This window comes from Pseudoxanthomonas sp. LH2527, assembly GCF_022539275.1.
Classification (GTDB): Bacteria; Pseudomonadota; Gammaproteobacteria; order Xanthomonadales; family Xanthomonadaceae; genus Pseudoxanthomonas_A.
Window position 1 is genome coordinate 86,927 of sequence record NZ_JAKZBW010000001.1, and the last position, 20,578, is coordinate 107,504.

Here is a 20,578-nt window from a genome sequence, read left to right on the forward strand (position 1 = left end):
GCAAGTGCAAGCTCAGGTGATGTCGGCTTGCGAGTCGGCCTGCATTTCGTAGCGGCTCGGCCGGGGATTCAGGTGGCCGCAGGCCTTGCAGGTGCGCAGGTCGTCGTTGCGGTAGAAGGCCTCGAACACGCGGAAGAAATCCTGCTCGATGTCGTTGAGGTGGAAGTACTCCTCGTAGACCTTGTGGTTGCAGCGCTCGCAGAACCACAGCAGGCCGTCGTCCTCGTGCGGCAGGCGCCTGCGCTCGATCACCAGCCCGACCGAGCCCGGCATGCGCTGCGGCGAATGCGGCACCCGCGGCGGCAGCAGGAAGATTTCGCCGGCGCGGATCGGGATGTCGCGCACCGCACCGTCCTCCTGGATGCGCAGCACCATCTCGCCTTCCAGCTGGTAGAACCACTCCGGGCCTTCATCCCAGTGGTAGTCGGTGCGCGCGTTCGGTCCGCCCACCACCATGACGATGAAGTCGCCGTCATGGATGACCTTGTTGCCGACCGGCGGCTTGAGCAGGTGGCGATGCTCGTCGATCCAGGCCTGGAAATTGAGCGGGTTGGGCAGCATCTCAGCGGCGCTCCGGCAGGTGCGCGATGCACTTCAGTTCGATGGCGATCGGCGTGGGCAGGGCAGTGATGCCCAGCGTGGTGCGGCAGGGCGCGGCGGCTGCGTCGGGGAAATGCTCCGCCCAGACCCGGTTGTACGCCTTGAAATCGTGCGCCATGTCGGTGAGGTACACGGTCACGTCCACCAGGTCTTCCCAGCGCGCACCGCTGGCTTTCAGGACCGCCCGCACGTTGCTGAAGACGGCGCGGCACTGCGCATCGATGTCGTAGCTGATCAGCCGTCCGTCCGCATCGTGCACGTTGCCGACGATGGCGTTGCTGGCCGGATCGCGCGGGCCGATGCCGGACAGGAACAGCAGGTCGCCCACGCGTCGCGCGTGCGGGTACTGGCCGACCGGCTTCGGCGCGGCATCGGCGTGGACGGCCTCACTCATCGCGCTTGCCCTTGGGCGGCACGCCCGCGAGGGCGCGCTGGTAGGCGGGTTGCAGTTCGTCCGCTGCGCTCACGTCCATGCCCAGCTCGCGCACGCGTCCGTCGAACAGGCTGTAGACCCAGCCATGGATCGCCAGCGGCTGTCCGCGTGCCCAGGCGTCCTGCACCACCGTGGTCTGGCAGACGTTGAACACCTGCTCGATGACGTTCAGCTCGCACAGGCGCGCATGACGCAGCGACTCGGTGTCCACCTGTTCCAGCAGGTCCGCATGCTTCATCGCCACGTCGGCGACATGGCGCAGCCAGTTGTCGGCCAGGCCCACGCGCAGGCCCGTCATCGCCGCATGCACGCCGCCGCAGCCGTAGTGGCCGACCAGCAGGATGTGTTCGACCTTCAGGATGTCGACGGCGAACTGCACCACCGACAGCGCGTTGAGGTCGCCATGCGACATCACGTTGGCGATGTTGCGATGGACGAACACCTCGCCCGGGTCCAGGCCCAGGATCTGGTTGGCCGGCACGCGCGAATCGGAGCAGCCGATCCACAGGTAGCGTGGCGACTGCTGCTGGGACAGGCGCTTGAAGAAGCCGGGGTCCTCCTGCTTGATGCGGTCGGCCCAGTCGCGGTTGTTCTGCAGCAGTTTCTCGAGTTCGGTCAGGTCGGACATTCGGTTCTATCTTCCTCAGCGCAACGCTATGCAGACGTTCTTGGGTTCGGTGAAGAAACGCATGGCTTCCAGGCCGCCTTCGCGGCCCAGGCCGGAAGCCCCCGTGCCGCCGAACGGCGTGCGCAGGTCGCGTGTCATCCAGGTGTTGATCCAGACAATGCCGGCGCGCAGGTGCGCGGCCAGACGATGGGCGCGGTCCAGGTCGCGCGTCCACACGGTCGCCGCCAGGCCGTAGTCGCCGGCGTTGGCCAGCGCAAGCGCATGGGCCTCGTCCTCGAACGGTTGCAGCGTCACCATGGGGCCGAAAATTTCCTCGCGGTTGGTCGCGGCTTCCGGTCCCAGGCCTTCGATCACGGTCGGCGCGATGTACCAGCCCGGACGGTCCAGCGCATGGCCACCGGCCAGTACGCGGCCGCCCTCGACGCGCGCGCGTGCGATGCACGCCAGCACTTTGTCGAAGTGCGCCTGCGACACCATCGCGCCCAGGCGGGTATTCGGATCGTCGAGCGGCCCGGCCTGCCAGGTGGCGGCGCGCTCCAGCAGCGCCTCGCGGAATTCGTCGTAGATCGCCTGCTGCACCAGCAGCCGCGAGCCGCACAGGCAGATCTGGCCGGCGTTCTGGAACGCCGAGCGGAGCAGGGTGTCCAGGTGCGCGCGCCAGTCGCTGTTGGCGAAAACGAGAGTGGCGTTCTTGCCGCCGAGTTCCAGCGAGACCTTCTTGAGCTCCGGCGCGGTCAGACCGGCGATGCGCCGACCCACCGCCGTGCTGCCGGTGAACGACACGGCCTTGATCGCGGGATGCACTACGAGAGGTTCGCCGACGGCCGGGCCCGCGCCATGGACGATGTTCAGCACCCCACGCGGAAGGCCGATCTCCGCGGCCAGTTCTCCGAGCATCGTGGCGGTGGCCGGCGTGATCTCGGACGGTTTGGCGACCACCGTATTGCCGGCCGCCAGCGCGGGCGCCATCTTCCAGGTGAAGAGATACAGCGGCAGGTTCCACGGCGAGATCGCCGCGATCACGCCCAGTGGCGGCCGCAGGGTGTAGTTCAAGCCTGCCTCGCCATGGTGCGACTCGCTGGCGAACTGGGTGGCGGCATGGGCGAAGAAGCGCAGGTTGGCGATGGCGCGTGGAATCTCGATGTCCCGCGCCAGTGCCAGCGGCTTGCCGGTGTCGCGGGATTCGGCCGCGGCGAACGCATCGCGGCGTTGTTCCAGGGCCTGGGCCAGCGTCTCCAGCCAGCGCGACCGTTCGCTGGTGGGCAGCGCGGCCCAGGCGGGGAAGGCGGATTCGGCGGCCTGCACGGCCAGCAGGACATCGCTTTCGCTGCCGTCGGCGACCTCGGCATAGATCTCGCCCGAGGCCGGTTCGAACACGGAACGCCAGGCGCTGCCAGCGCGCATCTCGCCGTCGATGAAGTGGCCGAAGCGGTCCATGCTTACTAGCTTAACCCGGCTGGCAAGCCCCCCGTTCCCGGGGGTCAGATCGACTGCATGCGGCCGCCGTCCACGGCCAGGCTGACGCCGGTGATGTAGGCCGCCGCGGGCGAGGCGAGGAAGGCGATGGCGGCGGCGATCTCGTGCGCTTCGGCAAAGCGGCCGGTCGGCACGGTGGCGAGCATGGCGGCGCTGATGGCGGCTTCGTCCTTGCCGGTGGCCTGCACGCGGTCGTGCAGGATCTGCGCCAGCCGTTGCGTGCGCGTGTAGCCCGGCAGCACGTTGTTGACGGTGATCCCGTCCGCGCCCAGCTCCTTTGACAGCGTCTTGGCCCAGCTGGCGACCGCGCCGCGGACGGTGTTGGAGACGCCGAGATTGGCGATGGGCTCCTTCACCGAGGTGGAGACCACGTTGACGATGCGGCCCCAGGCGGCTTCACGCATGCCTGGCACCGTCAGCTGCGCGAGCCACTGGTTGGCCAGCAGGTGGCGCAGGAAGGCGGCCAGATAGTCGTCGGCGACGGCTTCGATGGCGCGTCCGCCCGGCGGGCCGCCGGTGTTGTTGATGAGGATGTGGACGGGACGGGCGGCCACGAGTGCGCCGACCTTTGCCTGCAATGCCGCGCCATCGGCGATGTCGATGGCGAGACTGCCGTGGTGCTGTGCGGCGGCCACGCGCGGCAGCGCAGCAGAGACGTCCGCCAGCACCTCGGCACGACGGGCCAGCACGGTCACGTCCGCGCCCAGCAGGGCGAGCTCATGGGCGGCAGCGCGGCCGATGCCTTCGGAGGCACCGCAAACCAAGGCATGCCGGCCGGCGAGGTTGAGGTCCATGCAAGGATCCAAGGCGGAAGTGGAGCGAGTTTAGCCTTGTGGGAGCGACGTGAGTCGCGATGCTTTCCCGGCCATCGTGGAGGGTGAAGTGATCGTGTCGCGACTTACGTCGCTCCCACATCATTCTGCCCGGCGGGCCAGGCGCTCGCGCATCAGCTCGGATACCGCCTGGTTGTCTTCGCCCCCCAGCTGCCTCAGCGCGGTGGCAGCGCCTTCGACATTGGCGGCAGGATGGTTCTGGCTGAGCTTGAACTTCAACTCCACGCGCTCGACCGTGAAGCGGAAACCGACGATGCCGCGCAGCTGGCGGACATGGTCGTCGCGGTCGTGCTCGAAGCGCCAGTCGTTGCCCACCCGGGCTTCGTTGAGCTGGCTGAGGCGATCGACGATTGACGCCAGTTCGGCGGTGTCGTCGGTGAGCTCCAGTACGCCATGCAGGTGCGCGACCGCATAGTTCCAGGTCGGGACGCGTGCGGCTTCCTCTTTGTCCGCGTACCAGCCCGGCGACAGATAGGCATGCGGGCCATGCACGATCAGCAGGGCAGGGCCGGCATGACGCGCCTGCGGATTCGGTTTCGCCCAGTGCCCCTCGATGACGATCCGGTCGCCTTCGCGCGCATAGAGCACGGGCAGGTGGCTGATGCACGGCACCCCGTCGGCGACGGTCACCAGGGTGACGAAGGCATCGCGCGCGATCAGCCGGTCGAGTGCGACCAGGTCGGTTTCGACGAACGCGCGTGGCGTATACATGATGGAATCAGGCGCGTGCACCGAGCGACTGCACCATCTTCGGCACCAGTGCGGCATCGTCGTCGGCGTGCGGCGGCCGCACGCCGGCCAGCGAGAAGCCGCGCGCCAGCGCGTCGTCTTCGTCCAGGCCGTCGAACGACACGAACTCCGCATCGAACAGCGCGGCCCGCGCACTGTCCTCGCTATCGTAGGGCAGGGTGTTGCCGTCGCTGTCCAGCACTTCGGCGGTGCCGGCGTCCAGCACGCGCATGCGTGCCCAGATCAGCGTGCGGCCCAGCGAGGCGAGGTACCAGTCTTCACGGAGGAAAGGCGTCATGCGAACGCCTCCGCCCACAGGGCCAGCAGGCCGGCCATCGCCAGCCCGACCATGATGACGCACAGCGAGATGCGCGCTGGTGTGGCCAGGCCTGACAGCGACGTGTCCGGAATGCTGCGGTAGTCGCCCGACAGCAGCCAGCGCAGCGCGACCGGCTTGAGGAAGGCGCCTTCGCCCCACTGCGCGCCGAGCGCGCCGTGACGGTCGCGGACATGCACCAGCGTCAGCGGCCAGAAGATGACGAACGCGCAGAAGCCGGCGATGGCGACGCCGACGAAGCAGAGGGCGAAGAACAGGATCATCAGAACTCCGCGTTGCCCGGCGCGCGCGGGTAGGCGATGGCGTCGCGGATGTTGGACAGGCCGCAGACATACACCACCAGCCGCTCGAAGCCGAGGCCGAAGCCCGCATGCGGCACCGAACCGTAGCGGCGGAAGTCGCGATACCAGCCGTAATGCGCCGGATCCAGGCCGAACTGCGCCATGCGCGCGTCCAGCACGTCCAGGCGTTCCTCACGCTGGCTGCCGCCGATGATCTCGCCGATGCCGGGCGCCAGCACGTCCATGGCCGCGACCGTCTTGCCGTCGTCGTTCAGGCGCATGTAGAAGGCCTTGAAGTGCTCGGGATAGTTGGTCACCACCACCGGGCGGCCGACATGCTGCTCAGTCAGCCAGCGCTCGTGCTCGGTCTGCAGGTCCAGGCCCCACTCGACCGGGAACTCGAACTTCTGCCCCGACTTCTGCAACAGCGCGATCGCATCGGTGTAGTCGATGCGCTCGAACGGCGAGTTGACGAAGGCCTCCAGCCGGGTCAGCGCGGTCGGTTCGACGCGCTCGGCGATGAACGCCAGGTCGTCGGCACGCTCGCTGAGCACGGCGCGGAACAGGTACTTCAGGAAGTCCTCGGCCAGTTGCGCATTGGCGGCCAGGTCGTTGAAGGCGACCTCCGGCTCGATCATCCAGAACTCGGCCAGGTGGCGCGTGGTGTTGCTGTTCTCGGCGCGGAAGGTCGGGCCGAAGGTGTAGACCTTGCTCATCGCCAGCGCGTACGCCTCGGCGTTGAGCTGGCCGGAGACGGTCAGGAACGTTTCCTTGCCGAAGAAGTCGCGCGAGAAGTCGACCGCGCCGCCCTTGTCGCGCGGCAGGTTGACCAGGTCCAGCGTGGACACGCGGAACATCTGGCCGGCGCCCTCGGCGTCGGAGGTGGTGATGATCGGCGTGCTGATCCAGAAATAGCCGTTCTCATGGAAGAATCGATGCACGGCCTGTGCCAGCGAATTGCGGATGCGAGTGACCGCGCCGAACAGGTTGGTACGCGGGCGCAGGTGGGCGAACTCGCGCAGGTATTCCAGCGAATGCTGCTTGGGCTGCATGGGGTAGGTCAGGGGATCTTCCACCCAGCCCACGACCTCGACCGACGAGGCCTGGATCTCGAAACTCTGGCCCTGGCCCTGCGACGGCACCAGCGTGCCGGTGGCGACGACCGCGCAGCCGGTGGTCAGGTGCTTGATCTCGGATTCGTAGTTGGCCAGCGAGTCGGGCGCCACCACCTGGATGGGCGCGAAGCAGGAGCCGTCGCTGACGTTGACGAAGGACAGGCCCGCCTTGGAATCGCGTCGCGTGCGCACCCAGCCGCGCACCGTGACTTCGCCGCCGGCCGGGAGCTTGCCCGCCAGTGCATGTTCGACGCTCACCACCGTCATGGCTTGAATCCTTCGATAACAGACTTATTTAGGGAAGGCGGAGTTTACAAGAGCCGCGCAGCCGCCGGCGTGCCGGGGGCTATAATCGTCCGCGTTGCACAGGAGACACGCATGGCCATCACCCTGACCCCGGTCGCACTCGAGCGCGTGCAGCGCTTCGTCGAGCAGACCCCGGCTGCGCTGGGCCTGCGGTTCGGCGTGACCCGTACCGGCTGCTCCGGCTGGGGCCACGTGGCCGACCTGGCCCGCGATGCGCGCGACGGCGATACCGTGTTCGAGTTCGCCGGGGTGAAGATCTACGTCGACGCCGCCAGCCTGCCGCTGGTCGACGGCACCGAAATCGACTTCGCCAAGCAGGGGCTGTCGGAGACCTTCATCTTCCGCAACCCCAACGCGGCGGCCGAATGCGGCTGCGGCGAGAGCTTCACCACGGCCGCCGACGCCGCCTGACCGTCCCGCCGGGGCATTGCTTGCCCCTAAGTGGTTGACCTGCCATAATTTCCGGCTCCCGAGGGCCAGCCTGGCCGTCGGTTCCTCGCCCCACCGTGTCCGATCCGGGCATCGGGGGGCTGTTCCGTCCGGCCTTTTTCCTGGCCGGACCCACATCCGAAAGGTAAAAACGATGCGTCACTATGAAGTCGTGTTCCTGGTCCATCCGGACCAGAGCGAGCAGGTGCCGGCCATGATCGAGCGCTACAAGGCGCTGATCGAGGCGGGCAACGGCACCATCCACCGTCTGGAAGACTGGGGCCGCCGCCAGTTGGCCTACCCGATCCAGAACCTGGTGAAGGCCCATTACGTGCTGCTCAACATCGAAGCCGACCAGGCCGTGCTGAGCGAGCTGGTCGAAAGCTTCCGCTTCAACGATGCGGTGCTGCGCAACCTGGTCATCAAGCGCGATGGCCCGGACACCGAGCAGTCCCTGATCATGAAGAACAAGGACGAGAAGGGCGACAAGCCCGAGCGTGGCGAGCGCCGCCGCCGTGACGACGACGAGGCCGGTACCGAAGCCTCGACCGATTCCGACACCGCCGAAGCCGCCTGAGGAGCACACCCATGTCCAAGTTCTTCCGTCGCCGCAAGTTCTGCAAGTTCACCGCCGAAGGCGTGAAAGAGATCGACTACAAGGATCTCAACACCCTGCGCCAGTACCTGACCGAGAACGGCAAGATCGTGCCGAGCCGCGTCACCGGCACCAAGTCCCGTTACCAGCGTCAGCTGTCCACCGCGGTCAAGCGCGCCCGTTTCCTGGCGCTGATCCCGTACACGGACAACCACGACGTCTGAGCGGAGAAGTGAGTGGCGGCTCGCGCCGCAAGAAGTGGGAAGTGAGTGGTTTTCCCTCACTTCCCACTCCTCTCTGGTCACTCCCAGCCTCAAAAATCCCGTCCATTCGGACAGCAACCAGTTGCGGGCGCATGGCGGCCGCTAACGAATTGGAGATACACGATGGAACTGATTCTTTTGCAGAAAGTGACCAACCTGGGCGTCCTGGGCGACAAGGTCAACGTCAAGCCGGGCTACGGCCGCAACTTCCTGGTGCCGCAGGGCAAGGCCGTGCCGGCCACCGCCGCCAACGTCGCCGAGTTCGAGGCCAAGCGCGCCGAGTACGAAGCCAAGGCCAAGGCCGTGCATGACGACGCCGAAGCCCGCGCCGCCAAGCTGGAAGGCGCCAGCGTCACGATCACCGCCAACGCCGCCACCGAAGGCAAGCTGTTCGGTTCGGTCGGTCCGCGCGACATCGCCGACGCCTTCACCGCCGCCGGCCTGCCGCTCGAGAAGAGCGAGGTCATCATGGGCGAAGGCGCTCTGCGCAACATCGGCGAGTACGACATCGTCGTGAAGCTGCACGCCGACGTGCAGACTACCGTCAAGGTCGTGGTGCAGGCCGAAGCCTGATCCACCCCGCGCATCTCCGTGATGCCGACAGACGGGCGCCGAAAGGCGCCCGTGCTGTTTCTGCGGACCGGCGGGCCGTCCCGTCGCAGCGGGTGAGATGACGCGCGGTCAACGTGCGTCACTTATCCACAGGTTGTTCCGTCGCGAGCCCACAGGCCGGGCCTCTAGCATGTCCGGTCCGGCGTTCCTCCGATCTGGTTGTCTCTGTCCATGCCTGCACGTACCGGCTTCCGCACCGACCCGCACGATTCGCGCATCGAACAACTGCGCGTGCCGCCGAACTCCATCGAAGCGGAACAGGCGGTGCTGGGCGGCCTGATGCTGGCACCGGAAGCCTACGACCGCATCAACGACAAGCTCACGCCCAACGACTTCTACCGCCGCGACCACCAGCTGATCTATCGCGCCATCGGCGAACTGGCCGAGCGCAACCGGCCGTTCGACGCCGTGACGCTGGGCGAATGGTTCGAGTCGCAGGGCCACATGGAGCTGGTCGCGGGCGGCGCCTATCTGGTGGAACTGGCCAGCACCACGCCGTCGGCCGCCAACATCACCGCCTACGCCGAGATCGTCCGCGACAAGGCGGTGATGCGGCAGCTGATCGAAGTCGGCACCGAGATCGTCAACGACGCGTTCCAGCCCGAGGGCAAGGAAAGCGACGAGATGCTGGCCGTGGCCGAGCAGAAGGTGTTCGCCATCGCCGAGCAGGGTGCGCGCGGGCGCACCGACTTCGTGGCGATGAACGACGCGCTGAAGGACGCGTTCGAAGTCCTGCGCGTGCGCTCCGAGAGCGGCGGTACGGTGACCGGCTTGCCGACGGGTTACACCGAATTCGACATGATGACCGCGGGCCTGCAGCCCACCGACCTGGTGATCCTGGCCGCACGTCCAGCCATGGGCAAGACCACGCTGGCGCTGAACATGGCCGAATACGCGGCCATCAAGTCCAAGAAGGCGGTCGCGATCTTCTCGATGGAAATGTCGGCCGGCCAGCTGGCGATGCGCCTGATCTCCTCGGTCGGCCGCATCAACGCCACCCGGCTGCGCACCGGCCAGTTGGAGGACGAGGACTGGAGCCGCGTCACCAGCGCCATCCGCATCCTCAAGGACCAGGCCAAGGTGTTCATCGACGACACGCCCGGCCTTTCGCCCGACGTGCTGCGTTCCAAGGCGCGCCGGCTGAAGCGCGAGCACGACCTGGGGCTGATCGTCATCGACTACCTGCAGCTGATGTCGGTGCCCGGCAACAGCGAGAACCGCGCGACCGAGATCTCCGAGATCTCGCGCTCGCTGAAGGGCCTGGCGAAGGAGCTCAACGTCCCCGTCATCGCGCTGTCGCAGCTCAACCGCTCGCTGGAAACGCGCACGGACAAGCGCCCGGTGATGGCCGACCTGCGCGAATCGGGCGCCATCGAGCAGGACGCCGACATGATCGTCTTCATCTACCGCGACGACTACTACAACAAGGAAACCTCGCCGGACAAAGGCCTGGCCGAGATCATCATCGGCAAGCAGCGCTCCGGCCCGACCGGCTCGTGCAAGCTGCGGTTCTTCGGCGAGTACACCCGCTTCGACAACCTGAGCCACGACAACATCGGTGCATTCGAGTAGCGCGCTATTTGCGGATGAAGTAGCTCACATAGACCACGCCCTGGCGGTCCCCATGAACGGTCGTCCGTTGATCGAAGAACGCCTCGCGGAACCACGGCTCGGCGAACATGTGGCCGGTGAGACGCGAGTAATCGGCCTGGGCGTGCCGGGTCTGCGGCACATGAGAGACCGCTGCCAACATGCACAAGCTTTTGCTGCAGCGTGGGCGCGTGATGTCCAGCTGTCCAAGGTCGCGCGCATGACGGTCGATGACCTGCTGGATCAATGACTCCAGGCGGGGAGAGGTGTCGGGGTCTGAGGGTTCCGAGCGCGCCAGCAGTTCGTAGTCCCGGGCGGTCGCGTCGTCGGTGCGTCGCAATCCGGCAAGCAGGGCTTCAATCCTCGCTTCGCCCTCGGGTGTGATCGGGCGCGGTGCAGCCCCCGCATTAGCGTCGCGCGGTACGACAGGTGCCGGCATGGTGGCCGCGCTGCCGGTGTCGGAAGTCGCGATGCGGGACGAATGATCCCCCGCAGGATGAGCAGGGGCACTCGCGCCTGCACCGGGTCCGTCCATGCGCGGGACAGGCGATTCCGCAGCGAGTGACCCCGTCGCATCATCGGACATCGGTGATGTGCCGGCAGGCCTCCACGCCCACCATCCCGCGCAGGCTGCCAGCAACACGACGCCGGCCAGGATGAGCCCTTGGTTGCGTTTCATGCGGTTCCCTCTGGAACATCACGTCGGTGCCAGTGTAGCCGTGTGGTGACGGATCGCGCTGGCTGGGGAATCCGTCGGCCGGGGCTACAATCTGTGCATGACGCCATCGGCTGCCCACGTGATCCCCGACCACGATCTCCGCCCCGAAGCGAACGACCGACCCACGCGCATCCGTGTCGATCTGGACGCGCTGACGCACAACCTGCGCGCGATCCACACCCATGTCGGCGTACCGGTGATGGGCATCGTCAAGGCCAATGCCTACGGCCACGGCCTGGTGCCGGTGGCGCTTCATCTCGAGTCGCAGGGCATCGACCAACTCGGCGTCGCGTTCGTCGAGGAAGGCATCGCGCTGCGCCGTGCCGGCGTGACGGTGCCGATCCTGGTGCTCGGCGGGATCCACGCGCCGCAGGTGGCGCAGTTCCTCGCCCACGACCTGGAAGTGACCGTGTCCTCGATCACCAAGCTGCGGCAGGTGGAGCAGGCGGCGGCGTCGCTGGGACGCAAGGCGGTGATCCACCTGAAGGTCGACACCGGCATGGAGCGCATCGGCGTGCACAGCGAGAACGCGGGCGCCTTCATCGACGCCGCCGTCGCGTCGTCGTGGTGCACGGTAAAGGGCATCTACTCGCACCTGGCGTGTTCGGATGACCCGGCATCGCCGATGACGCACGAACAGCTGCAGCGCTTCCTGCATGCGTGCGCGCGTTTCGACCGGCTCGGTGCGCCCATGCCGATCCGCCACCTGGCCAACTCCGGCGGCGTGCTGCATTTCCCGGAGACCTGCCTGGACATGGTGCGTCCGGGCATCGCGCTGTACGGCGTGCTGCCGGACCCCGTCTCGCGCCCGACCGTTGACCTGCGACCGGCGCTTTCGCTGGTCTCTAAAGTGGTCTACTTCAAGGTGGTGAAAGCGGGTCGCAGCGTCAGCTACGGTGCCACTTGGAACGCGACGGACGATACGCGTGTGGTGACCGTGCCGATCGGTTATGGCGATGGTTATCCGCGTTCGCTGTCCTCGCGTGGCGAGGTGCTCGTGCGCGGTGCGCGTCGTCCCATCGTCGGACGGGTCTGCATGGACCAGCTGATGGTCGACCTGGGGCCCGCAGGCACGGCCTACAACGAGGACGAGGTGGTGCTGATCGGCCGGCAAGGGGAGCAGGCGATCTCGTGCGAAGCGGTGGCGCAGGCGGCGGGCACCATCCCGTACGAGATCCTGACCGGCTTGAACGCGCGCATCCCGCGCGAGTACGCGCGCCATGCATCCGTGACCGCGCCCGTCGCGTAGACGCCCTGTTCTTCCACTGAGCCTTCCGCATGCCGAACGCCCTCGTCTGGTTCCGTCACGATCTGCGCCTGGATGACAATCCGGCGCTGCGCGCGGCGCTCGACCAGGGGTTCACGCCCGTGCCGGTGTACGTGCATGCGCCGGAAGAGGAGGGCGAGTGGGCGCCCGGTGGCGCATCGAACGCGTGGCTGCACCGCTCGCTGTCGGCGCTCGACGCCGACCTGCAGGCCCGTGGATCGCGCCTGCTGCGGCGGCGCGGCCCCAGCGCCGCGGCGTTGGACAGACTGGTGGCCGACACCGGCGCGCAGGCGGTGTTCTGGAACCGCAAGTACGAACCCGCCACCCAGCCACGCGATGCCGCGCTGAAGAAGACGCTGCGCGAACGCGGACGGCAGGTGGAAAGCTTCAACGGCGTGCTGCTGTTCGAGCCCTGGGACCTCGCCACCCAGCAGGGCACGCCGTACAAGGTGTTCACCCCGTTCTGGCGCGCGGCCCTGGCGCAGTGGCGGGCTCCCGAAACATGGACGGCGCCGGCGCGACTGCCGCCGTTCGATGACGCGCTGCAGAGCGAGCCGCTGGAGGCGTGGCGACTCTCGCCGTCGCTCGGCTGGGATGCAGGCTTCTGGGACACGTGGGTGCCGGGGGAAGCCGGCGCGCGCGAGGCGCTGGAGGTCTTCATCGACGGTGCGCTCAACGGCTACCGCACCGACCGCGACCGTCCCGACCGCATCGGCACCTCACGGATGTCGCCCTACCTGCACTTCGGCGAAATCGCCCCCTGGCGGATCACCGCCGAGCTGGAGCGCGTGCGCACCGCCGCCAACAGCGCCGACATGGACGGCTACATTCGCGAGCTGGGCTGGCGCGAGTTCGGCTACCACCTGCTGCACCACTTTCCGCAGACGACGACGCAGAACCTCAACCCGCGCTTCGAGCATTTCGACTGGGCGAAGGTCGATCCGGCGTCGCTGGCGGCCTGGCATCGCGGACGCACCGGCGTCCCGATCATCGACGCCGGCCTGCGCGAGCTGTGGACCACCGGCTACATGCACAACCGCGTGCGGATGATCGTGGCCAGCTACCTGACCAAGCACCTGCGCTATCACTGGCTGCACGGTGCGCGCTGGTTCTGGGACACGCTGGTGGACGCCGACCTGGCCAGCAACACGCTGGGCTGGCAGTGGACCGCGGGCACCGGCGCCGATGCCGCGCCGTACTTCCGCGTGTTCAACCCGGTGACGCAGGCGGAGAAGTTCGATCCCCACGGTACCTACATCGCGCGCTGGGTGCCCGAGCTGGCAGCGCTGCCCGTGCCGCTGCGTTTCGCGCCATGGCAGAAGCCGGACGTGCTGGCGCGGCTGGCGCCGGACTATCCGCGCCATCCCATCGCCGATCTGGCGGTCGGCCGCGATGGCGCTTTGGCGGCGTACCGCCAGACCGTGAGCTGAGCCGCGTTTGACGCCTTTCGGCACCGCGTGCTTCACTCGGTGCGGGAGAGGAGAACATGCATGGCCACGAAGAAGGCGCCGGCAAAGCCGCGTCGCGAGCCGATGTCGCGGGTGGATACCGCCTGGTTGCGGATGTGTCGTCCGACCAACCCGATGATGATCACCGGCGTGCTGATGTTCGACGAGCCGATGACGCTCGATCGCCTGAAGCAGGTGATCAAGAAGCGCTTTCTGGCTTATCCGCGCTTCCTGCAGAAGGCGGTCGACACGCCGGCGGGGGCGTCCTGGGTCACCGACCAGGACTTCGACCTGGACTGGCACGTGCGCATTTCCGCGCTGCCCGGCCGGCATGACCCCAAATCCGAAAAGAAGGCGCTGGAACGCTTCACCAGCCAGATGGCGTCCACGCCACTCGACAAGACCAAGCCGCTCTGGCAGTTCCACCTGATCGAACGCTACGGCACCGGTTCGGCGCTGGTTGCGCGCATCCACCACAGCTATGCCGACGGCATCGCGCTGGTGCAGGTGCTGCTGTCGCTGACCGATACCAGCCGCAAACCGGATGCCGGCAAGGACCTGCGCTCGGCATGGCTGAAGAAGGACGGCGCCGAGGTCGTGCGTCGCGTCGGCGCGATCGACCGTTATGTGCAGATCGGCGGCAAGGTGCTGGGCAAGGGCATGGAGATGATGCAGGACCCCACGCTGGCGACGATGCTGGCGAAGGAGGGCGGCGAGATCGGCCGCGAACTGCTGCATGCGCTGTCGCTGTCGGATGATCCGCCCACCCTGCTGCGCGGCAAGCTGGGTGTCAGCAAGCGCGTGGCCTGGGCCGAGCCGCTGGACCTGGAGGAAGTGAAGGCGGTCGGGCGCGCCTGCGACTGCACGGTCAACGACGTGCTGATGGCCGCCGCGGCCGGCGCGCTGCGCAGCTACATGATCGAACGCGGCGAGCAGTTGGACGGCGTGACCCTGCGCGCGACCGTCCCGGTCAACCTGCGACCGCTCGAGCACGCGCGCAAGCTGGGCAACCATTTCGGCCTGGTGTTCCTGGATCTGCCGGTGGGCGAGGACAACCCGATCCGCCGGCTCGAACGCGTCGCAGAGTGCATGCGTGACCTGAAGAATTCACGGCAAGCCATTGTTGCATTTGGACTTCTTGCCGCGCTTGGCATGGCGCCAGCGGCGATCCAGAGCGTCGCGCTGGAGCTGTTCTCGCGCAAGGCGACCGCCGTGGCGACCAACGTGCCCGGCCCGCAGCAGCCGCTGTACATGGGCGGCTCGCGGGTCCGCGACATGATGTTCTGGGTACCGCAGACCGGTTCCATCGGCATCGGCGTGTCCATCCTCAGCTACAACGGACGCGTGCATTTCGGCCTGATCGCCGACGCCAAGCTGATTCCCGACCCGGATGCGGTGATCCGCCGGTTCGGCCCCGAGTTCGACAAGCTGCTGTACCTGTCGCTGATGGGGGACTGGGAGCGGACGCTCGACGCCCCGACCGCCAGCGGCATGCTGTCCTGATCCCCGCCGCCACCTGAATGAACAGGGGTCAAATCGCGTCGCATGAACATTCCACTGGTTAGGCTTGCCCCCCGTTCGCTTCACCCGCAAGCCACCCAGGAGACACCATGAACGCGATGCTCAAGACCGGCGCCCTCGCGGCGCTTACCGTGACGATGCTGGGAGGCTGCGCCAGCTACACCGGCCAGACCAGCGACCCGAATGACCCCAACCGTACCCGCACCGGCGCCCTGATCGGCGCGGGCATCGGTGCGGTCGCCGGCCTGCTGAGCGGCAGCGACGCCACCGAGCGTCGCCAGCGCGCGCTGGTCGGCGCGGGCGTGGGCGGCCTGGCGGGCGGCTCCATCGGTGCCTACCAGGATCGCCAGGAGGCCGAATTGCGCCGCCAGACCGCCGGTACCGGCATCGACGTCAGCCGCGATGGCGACGTCATCAAGCTCAACCTGCCGGACGGCGTGACCTTCGACTTCGGCAAGGCCGACCTGAAGTCGCAGTTCTATCCCGCGCTCAACAACGTCGCCGCCACGCTGCGCGAGTACAACCAGACCATCGTGGAAGTCAGCGGCCATACCGACAGCATCGGTTCGGACGCGGTCAACCAGCGCCTGTCGGAACAGCGTGCGTCGGCGGTCGGCAACTACCTGATCGGCCAGGGCCTGCAGCGTGAGCGCTTCGAGATCGTCGGCATGGGCAAGCGTTACCCGGTCGCCAGCAACGACACCGACGCCGGCCGTGCGATGAACCGTCGCGTCGAAGTCCGCGTGCTGCCGGTTCGCTCGTAAGCCATCGTTGCCGCGTATGCAGAACGGGCCGCGCAAGCGGCCCGTTTTCTTTGGTGATTCCCGGCCGTGCTGTCAACCCGTTTCCAGCACGGCCGCCGATTGCCACAATCGGGGTCCCACCCGGTCCATCGGGTTTTCCAGTACGGACGCAATGCAAGACCGCAATCCCAAGATCGCCCAGCACATCGCCGCCACCATCGCCGCCGAGATCGGCGCACAGACCGCGCAGGCCAAGGCCGCCATCGCGCTGCTGGATGAAGGCGCCACGGTTCCCTTCATCGCCCGCTACCGCAAGGAAGTCACCGGCGGGCTGGACGACATCCAGCTGCGCGACCTCGAGACGCGCCTGACCTACCTGCGCGAACTGGAAGACCGTCGCGCCGCCGTGCTGGCCAGCATCGACGAGCAGGGCAAGCTGACCGACGAACTGCGCGCCGACATCGAAGCGGCCGACAGCAAGGCGCGCCTCGAAGACCTGTACCTGCCATACAAGCCCAAGCGGCGCACCCGCGCGCAGATCGCGCGCGAAGCGGGACTGGAGCCGCTGGCCGATGGCCTGCTGGCCGATCCCACCCAGGTGCCGGAAGTCGCGGCCGCCGCCTACATCGACGCTGAGAAGGGCGTGGCCGACGCCAAGGCGGCGCTGGACGGCGCACGCGCGATCCTGATGGAACGCTGGGGCGAGAACGCCGCGCTGGTCGGCGAACTGCGCGCCTGGATGACCGAGGTCGGCGTGATCCGCGCCAAGGTCGCGCAGGGCAAGGAAAACGAAGGCACCAAGTACCGCGACTACTTCGACCATGCCGAACCGCTGGCGAAGATTCCCTCGCACCGCCTGCTGGCGCTGTTCCGCGCGCGCCGCGAGGAGATCCTGCTGCTCGACCTCGACCCGGGTATGGAGGCCGAGGCCGGTCACCAGCAGGCCGAAGGTCGCGTCGCGGTGCATGCCGGCGTGGCGGCGCAGGGCCGTGCCGCCGACAAGTGGCTGCTGGATGCCTGCCGCCTGACCTGGCGCGCCAAGCTGCACATGCACCTGCTGCTCGACCTGTTCAACCAGGCGCGCGAGAAGGCCGAAGCCGAGGCCATCGCGGTGTTCGGCGACAACCTCAAGGACCTGTTGCTGGCCGCGCCCGCAGGACCGAAGGCTGTGCTGGGCCTGGATCCGGGCCTGCGCACCGGCGTGAAGGTCGCCGTGGTGGACCGCACCGGCAAGCTGGTCGACCACGCCACGATCTATCCGCACGAACCCAAGCGCCAGTGGGACGCGTCGCTGCATGTGCTGCGTGCGCTGTGCGCGAAACACCAGGTGGAGCTGATCGCCATCGGCAATGGCACCGCCAGCCGCGAGACCGACAAGCTGGCCGGCGACCTGATCAAGCAGGCGGCGGAACTGAAGCTGGAGAAGATCGTCGTCAGCGAGGCCGGTGCATCGGTCTATTCCGCTTCCGAGTTCGCCTCGAAGGAGTTCCCGGACCTCGATGTCAGCATCCGCGGCGCCGTGTCCATCGCGCGCCGCCTGCAGGACCCGCTGGCCGAGCTGGTGAAGATCGAGCCGAAGGCGATCGGCGTGGGCCAGTACCAGCACGACGTGGACCAGTTCCGTCTGGCCCGCGCACTGGATGCCCGCGTCGAGGATTGCGTCAACGCCGTCGGTGTGGACGTCAACACCGCCTCGGCCGCGCTGCTGACGCGGGTGTCCGGCCTGTCCTCGACGGTGGCCGAGAACATCGTGCGCTTCCGCGACGAGCACGGTGCCTTCCGCTCGCGCAAGGCGCTGCTGGGCGTGCCGCGCCTGGGCGACAAGACCTTCGAGCAATGCGCCGGCTTCCTGCGCATCGCCGACGGCGACGAGCCGCTGGATGCGTCGTCGGTACATCCGGAAGCCTATCCGGTGGTCGAGCGCATCCTGGCCGGCAGCGGCCGGCAGGTGAAGCAGATCGTCGGCGACATCGTGTTCCTGCGCGCGGTGAAGGCCGAGCAGTACACCGACGAGAAGTTCGGCGTGCCGACCATCCGCGACATCCTCAAGGAACTGGAAAAACCCGGCCGCGATCCGCGCCCCGAGTTCAAGGCCGCGCGCTTCGCCGACGGCGTGGAAGACATCAAGGACCTGCGCGAAGGCATGATCCTGGAAGGCGTGGTCAGCAACGTGGCCGCGTTCGGCGCGTTCGTCGACATCGGCGTGCACCAGGACGGCCTGATCCACATTTCCGCGCTGGCCGACCGCTACGTGAAGGACCCGCGCGAGGTGGTGAAGGCCGGCGACATCGTCAAGGTGAAGGTGCTGGAGGTCGACGTGGCCCGCAAACGCATCGCGCTGACCCGCCGGCTGGACGACGCGCCGGCGCCGCAGGCACCGCGCGAGGCGCGGACGAACGATCCGCGTCCGTCGCGCGGTCAGGAGCGCGGCCCCTCGCGCGAGTCGCGCGACCACCGGCGCGGCCCGGGACCGGCCAAGTCCAGCGCACCGCCGGCCGACAATGCGCTGGCGGCGGCGTTCGCGCGGGCGAAAGAGCAGGGCTGATCGGAGCAGCGTGGAGGAGCGACGCGAGTCGCTCCTCCCTTTCACGGCTTCAGCGTGCCGTTTCCTGCGTGGTGGCGTAGGGCGCCAGATAACGGTTCAAGCCCTGCGCTCGCAGCGTCGCGGCGGCGGCGCCCCAGTCCACCGGCGTGTCCGTTTTCAGGGCTTCCAGCACGGCCACCACGGACAGTTCGACTTCCGGCAGGCCGGCCGCGCCCACCGCGTTGCGGCGCTGTTCGATGGCGTCGAACAGCACCGCATTCGCTTCGGCATACGACAGCGGCGCCGTCGTGCCGTGCGCGGCGCGCCACGCGGAGGATTCCAGCGTGCCGTTGACGTGCGAGAGGATCAGCCACGTGGCGCGGCCGATCAATTTCAGGTTTCCCGGCTGCACGCTGGTCATGGTGTTGCCCACCACGCGGCCCAGCTTGGCCATCACGCCGGTGGAGTGCGCGTTGATCAGCATCTTCAGGGCGATGGTCTGGTCGAGCTCGAACGCGTCGCGCTGCGGCACGGTCACCGCGATCACAGGCACCGGACGGGGCAGGGCCGCGACATCGCGCAGCACGTCCGAGGCCAGCGGTCGCGCGGACACCGACACCAGCACCAGTTCGGCGCCGGCCTGGGTGGCGGCCTGCAGCCACTGCCGGTTCGCCTGCTGGTGCGCTTCGTCGCCGAGCAGGATCAGCGCGCCGGAGTCTCCGGCCGCGGGCGCATTGCGCTGCATGTTGGCCGGTGAGTACGACAGGTCGTACAGCGCCTGCTGTTCGTCGCCCGCATTCGACAGGCCGCGCAGCGCGGCCTGGCGCAGGTAGGGATCGTCAATGCCGTTCTCGAACGGCGGCAGGTACAGCGCCTTGTCGAGGCCATGGAACGGCCGGTGCAACAGCGCCTGCCAGGCCTGCGCGCCATCGGCGGCCGGCGTCCACACCTGGATCCACGAGCGGCGCTCGGTGGCATCGACCGGATCCAGCGGGCCGAGGCGGAAGGTCGGCGCGCGTTCGGTGACGTCCACGAACACCGGCATCAGCGCGCGGGTGGCGAGATAGGTGCTGCGGTGGCCGTTGGCGTAGCTGGCGGCCTCGCGGTCGGTCCACGCGGCCAGCTTCGGCGCCGCGGCTGCCGTGGTCCGCTGCAGGGCGGTGAAACCACGCAGGCGCTCGGCGATGCCGGCGTCGTTGAAGCCCAGCGAGGCCAGTTCGTCGGCCGACAGTACGTCGCGCAGCAGCGCGCGGGTGGCGTCTTCCAGCACCACGCCCAGCACGTACAGGCTGGTCGTCGTCGCCTGCATGCGGGTGGAGCCGGTGATCGCCTGCGGTCCGGTCGGCAGCGGGATCTTGGTGATGCGGGCATCGTCCAGCACGCGGCGGCTGCGCTCGAACGGGCGCAGCAGGTCGTCCGGATTGTTGTAGACGAACCACGTGCGGCGCGCGTCCGCGCCGGCCTGGTCGGCGGCGGCCAGCGCGGTGCCGATCACCGCCGAGGTCTCGCCGCCTTCGGTGACGGCGAACACCAGGTCCTGCGGCTGGATGCCGTTGTCCTGCAGTTGCAGGCGGCCAATCTCGGGAATGTCCTCGAAGCCCTCCAGCGAGGCGATCAACGCACGGTCGCCGCCGGTGATCTCACCGCGCACGCGCTCGCCCAGCGCCGGATAGCGCGCTTCGATCCTCGCCATCAGCGGCGACGGCGCGGTGCGCTGCCAGAACGGCCGCCACAGCCCGCTTTCGATGGTTTCGGCCAGGCGTCCGGTGGAGCCGGTGCCGTAGAAGTACAGCCGATGGCCTTCACGCAGCGCGCGGGTGATGTCCCGCGATGCGGCTTCCAGCGAGGCCAGGCGCGCCGGATCGTCGGCCACGTCCTGCAACGCTTTCGCGATGTCCTCGTCCACCGCCAGCAGCGAGGCCAGGCCATCGGCGGTGTCGGCGGCGATGCGCGTGCTCAGGTCGAAGCTGCGCGGATGGCGCTGCTCGGTCAGCAGGCTGTGCAACTGGAACTGCTGCTTGTGCGCCACGAAATCCTGCGACTGCGCCGAGGGCGACACGCCCAGGCGGTTGGACGCGGGCTGGGCCGCCGCGGGGGCCAGCACGCCGGCCATGACAAGGAAAGACATGC

Annotated in this window: 20 protein-coding genes and 1 pseudogene; 10 read left to right on the top strand and 11 right to left on the bottom strand. The window is 68.0% G+C overall.

Going from position 1 to position 20,578, the window contains the following annotated elements; all coding sequences use genetic code 11:
* Window positions 1–12: 12 nt before the first annotated feature.
* From MMG85_RS00400 to asnS, 9 genes are all read right to left on the bottom strand, one after another.
* A complete protein-coding gene (locus MMG85_RS00400) occupies window positions 13–561 on the bottom strand; it encodes a 3-hydroxyanthranilate 3,4-dioxygenase (protein ID WP_241044023.1) in 549 nt (182 codons plus the stop codon).
* 1 nt (window position 562) lies between these two features.
* Complete coding sequence (locus MMG85_RS00405; protein ID WP_241044025.1) at window positions 563–994, bottom strand: RidA family protein; 432 nt, start codon at window positions 992–994, stop codon at window positions 563–565.
* Window positions 987–1,652, bottom strand: a complete 666-nt coding sequence (can, locus tag MMG85_RS00410) for a carbonate dehydratase (RefSeq protein WP_055943515.1) — start codon at window positions 1,650–1,652, stop codon at window positions 987–989. Before can ends, MMG85_RS00405 begins: the two co-directional genes overlap by 8 nt.
* A 24-nt stretch (window positions 1,653–1,676) precedes the next feature.
* The gene (locus MMG85_RS00415) at window positions 1,677–3,098 is read right to left on the bottom strand and encodes an aldehyde dehydrogenase (protein WP_241044027.1); all 1,422 of its coding nucleotides are present in this window, start codon (window positions 3,096–3,098) and stop codon (window positions 1,677–1,679) included.
* A 44-nt stretch (window positions 3,099–3,142) separates the two neighbouring features.
* Window positions 3,143–3,931, bottom strand: coding sequence for an SDR family oxidoreductase (locus MMG85_RS00420; RefSeq protein ID WP_241044028.1), 789 nt, complete (start codon window positions 3,929–3,931; stop codon window positions 3,143–3,145).
* Window positions 3,932–4,051: 120 nt separating this feature from the next.
* Window positions 4,052–4,681 (bottom strand): FMN-binding negative transcriptional regulator, encoded by a 630-nt coding sequence (locus tag MMG85_RS00425; RefSeq protein ID WP_241044030.1) that lies wholly within the window; start codon window positions 4,679–4,681, stop codon window positions 4,052–4,054.
* Between the two features lie 7 nt (window positions 4,682–4,688).
* On the bottom strand, window positions 4,689–4,997 hold the full coding sequence (locus MMG85_RS00430) for a hypothetical protein (protein ID WP_241044031.1): 309 nt from the start codon (window positions 4,995–4,997) through the stop codon (window positions 4,689–4,691).
* Window positions 4,994–5,299, bottom strand: a complete 306-nt coding sequence (locus MMG85_RS00435; protein WP_241044032.1) for a hypothetical protein — start codon at window positions 5,297–5,299, stop codon at window positions 4,994–4,996. The genes MMG85_RS00430 and MMG85_RS00435 overlap by 4 nt, the downstream gene beginning before the upstream one ends.
* Complete coding sequence (gene asnS / locus MMG85_RS00440; protein ID WP_241044033.1) at window positions 5,299–6,699, bottom strand: asparagine--tRNA ligase; 1,401 nt, start codon at window positions 6,697–6,699, stop codon at window positions 5,299–5,301. Before asnS ends, MMG85_RS00435 begins: the two co-directional genes overlap by 1 nt.
* A 111-nt stretch (window positions 6,700–6,810) precedes the next feature.
* On the opposite strand from asnS, the gene MMG85_RS00445 reads away from it, so the two are divergent.
* From MMG85_RS00445 to MMG85_RS00465, 5 genes are all read left to right on the top strand, one after another.
* Entirely contained in the window at window positions 6,811–7,149 is a 339-nt protein-coding gene (locus MMG85_RS00445; protein WP_241044034.1) for an iron-sulfur cluster assembly accessory protein, read from the top strand.
* A 172-nt stretch (window positions 7,150–7,321) separates the two neighbouring features.
* Window positions 7,322–7,744 carry a 30S ribosomal protein S6 gene (gene rpsF / locus MMG85_RS00450; RefSeq protein ID WP_241044035.1) on the top strand — a complete coding sequence of 141 codons (423 nt, stop codon included), beginning with the start codon at window positions 7,322–7,324 and terminating at the stop codon, window positions 7,742–7,744.
* An 11-nt stretch (window positions 7,745–7,755) separates the two neighbouring features.
* Window positions 7,756–7,986: a 30S ribosomal protein S18 gene (rpsR, locus tag MMG85_RS00455; RefSeq protein ID WP_055942998.1), complete on the top strand. Its 231-nt coding sequence runs from the start codon at window positions 7,756–7,758 to the stop codon at window positions 7,984–7,986.
* Window positions 7,987–8,148: 162 nt separating this feature from the next.
* Entirely contained in the window at window positions 8,149–8,598 is a 450-nt protein-coding gene (gene rplI / locus MMG85_RS00460; protein ID WP_055943002.1) for a 50S ribosomal protein L9, read from the top strand.
* A 210-nt stretch (window positions 8,599–8,808) separates the two neighbouring features.
* Entirely contained in the window at window positions 8,809–10,209 is a 1,401-nt protein-coding gene (locus tag MMG85_RS00465) for a replicative DNA helicase (RefSeq protein WP_241044037.1), read from the top strand.
* Between the two features lie 4 nt (window positions 10,210–10,213).
* Here the strand turns inward: MMG85_RS00465 and MMG85_RS00470 are convergent, their stop codons facing one another.
* Window positions 10,214–10,906 (bottom strand): hypothetical protein, encoded by a 693-nt coding sequence (locus MMG85_RS00470; RefSeq protein WP_241044039.1) that lies wholly within the window; start codon window positions 10,904–10,906, stop codon window positions 10,214–10,216.
* A gap of 97 nt (window positions 10,907–11,003) precedes the next feature.
* Between MMG85_RS00470 and alr the strand changes: the two genes are divergently transcribed.
* The 5 genes and pseudogenes from alr (at window position 11,004) to MMG85_RS00495 (ending at window position 18,469) form a co-directional block, all read left to right on the top strand.
* A complete protein-coding gene (alr, locus tag MMG85_RS00475) occupies window positions 11,004–12,194 on the top strand; it encodes an alanine racemase (RefSeq protein WP_241044040.1) in 1,191 nt (396 codons plus the stop codon).
* 29 nt (window positions 12,195–12,223) lie between these two features.
* Window positions 12,224–13,642: a deoxyribodipyrimidine photo-lyase gene (locus tag MMG85_RS00480; RefSeq protein WP_241044042.1), complete on the top strand. Its 1,419-nt coding sequence runs from the start codon at window positions 12,224–12,226 to the stop codon at window positions 13,640–13,642.
* A gap of 60 nt (window positions 13,643–13,702) precedes the next feature.
* Complete coding sequence (locus MMG85_RS00485) at window positions 13,703–15,163, top strand: wax ester/triacylglycerol synthase family O-acyltransferase (RefSeq protein ID WP_241044043.1); 1,461 nt, start codon at window positions 13,703–13,705, stop codon at window positions 15,161–15,163.
* A 209-nt stretch (window positions 15,164–15,372) separates the two neighbouring features.
* Window positions 15,373–15,945 (top strand): annotated as a pseudogene (locus MMG85_RS00490) (OmpA family protein); the annotation flags it as partial.
* Between the two features lie 151 nt (window positions 15,946–16,096).
* Window positions 16,097–18,469 carry a Tex family protein gene (locus MMG85_RS00495; protein ID WP_241044045.1) on the top strand — a complete coding sequence of 791 codons (2,373 nt, stop codon included), beginning with the start codon at window positions 16,097–16,099 and terminating at the stop codon, window positions 18,467–18,469.
* A gap of 49 nt (window positions 18,470–18,518) precedes the next feature.
* On the opposite strand, the gene MMG85_RS00500 is transcribed toward MMG85_RS00495, so the two are convergent.
* Window positions 18,519–20,576 carry a hypothetical protein gene (locus tag MMG85_RS00500; RefSeq protein ID WP_241044047.1) on the bottom strand — a complete coding sequence of 686 codons (2,058 nt, stop codon included), beginning with the start codon at window positions 20,574–20,576 and terminating at the stop codon, window positions 18,519–18,521.
* Between the last annotated feature and the right edge of the window lie 2 nt (window positions 20,577–20,578).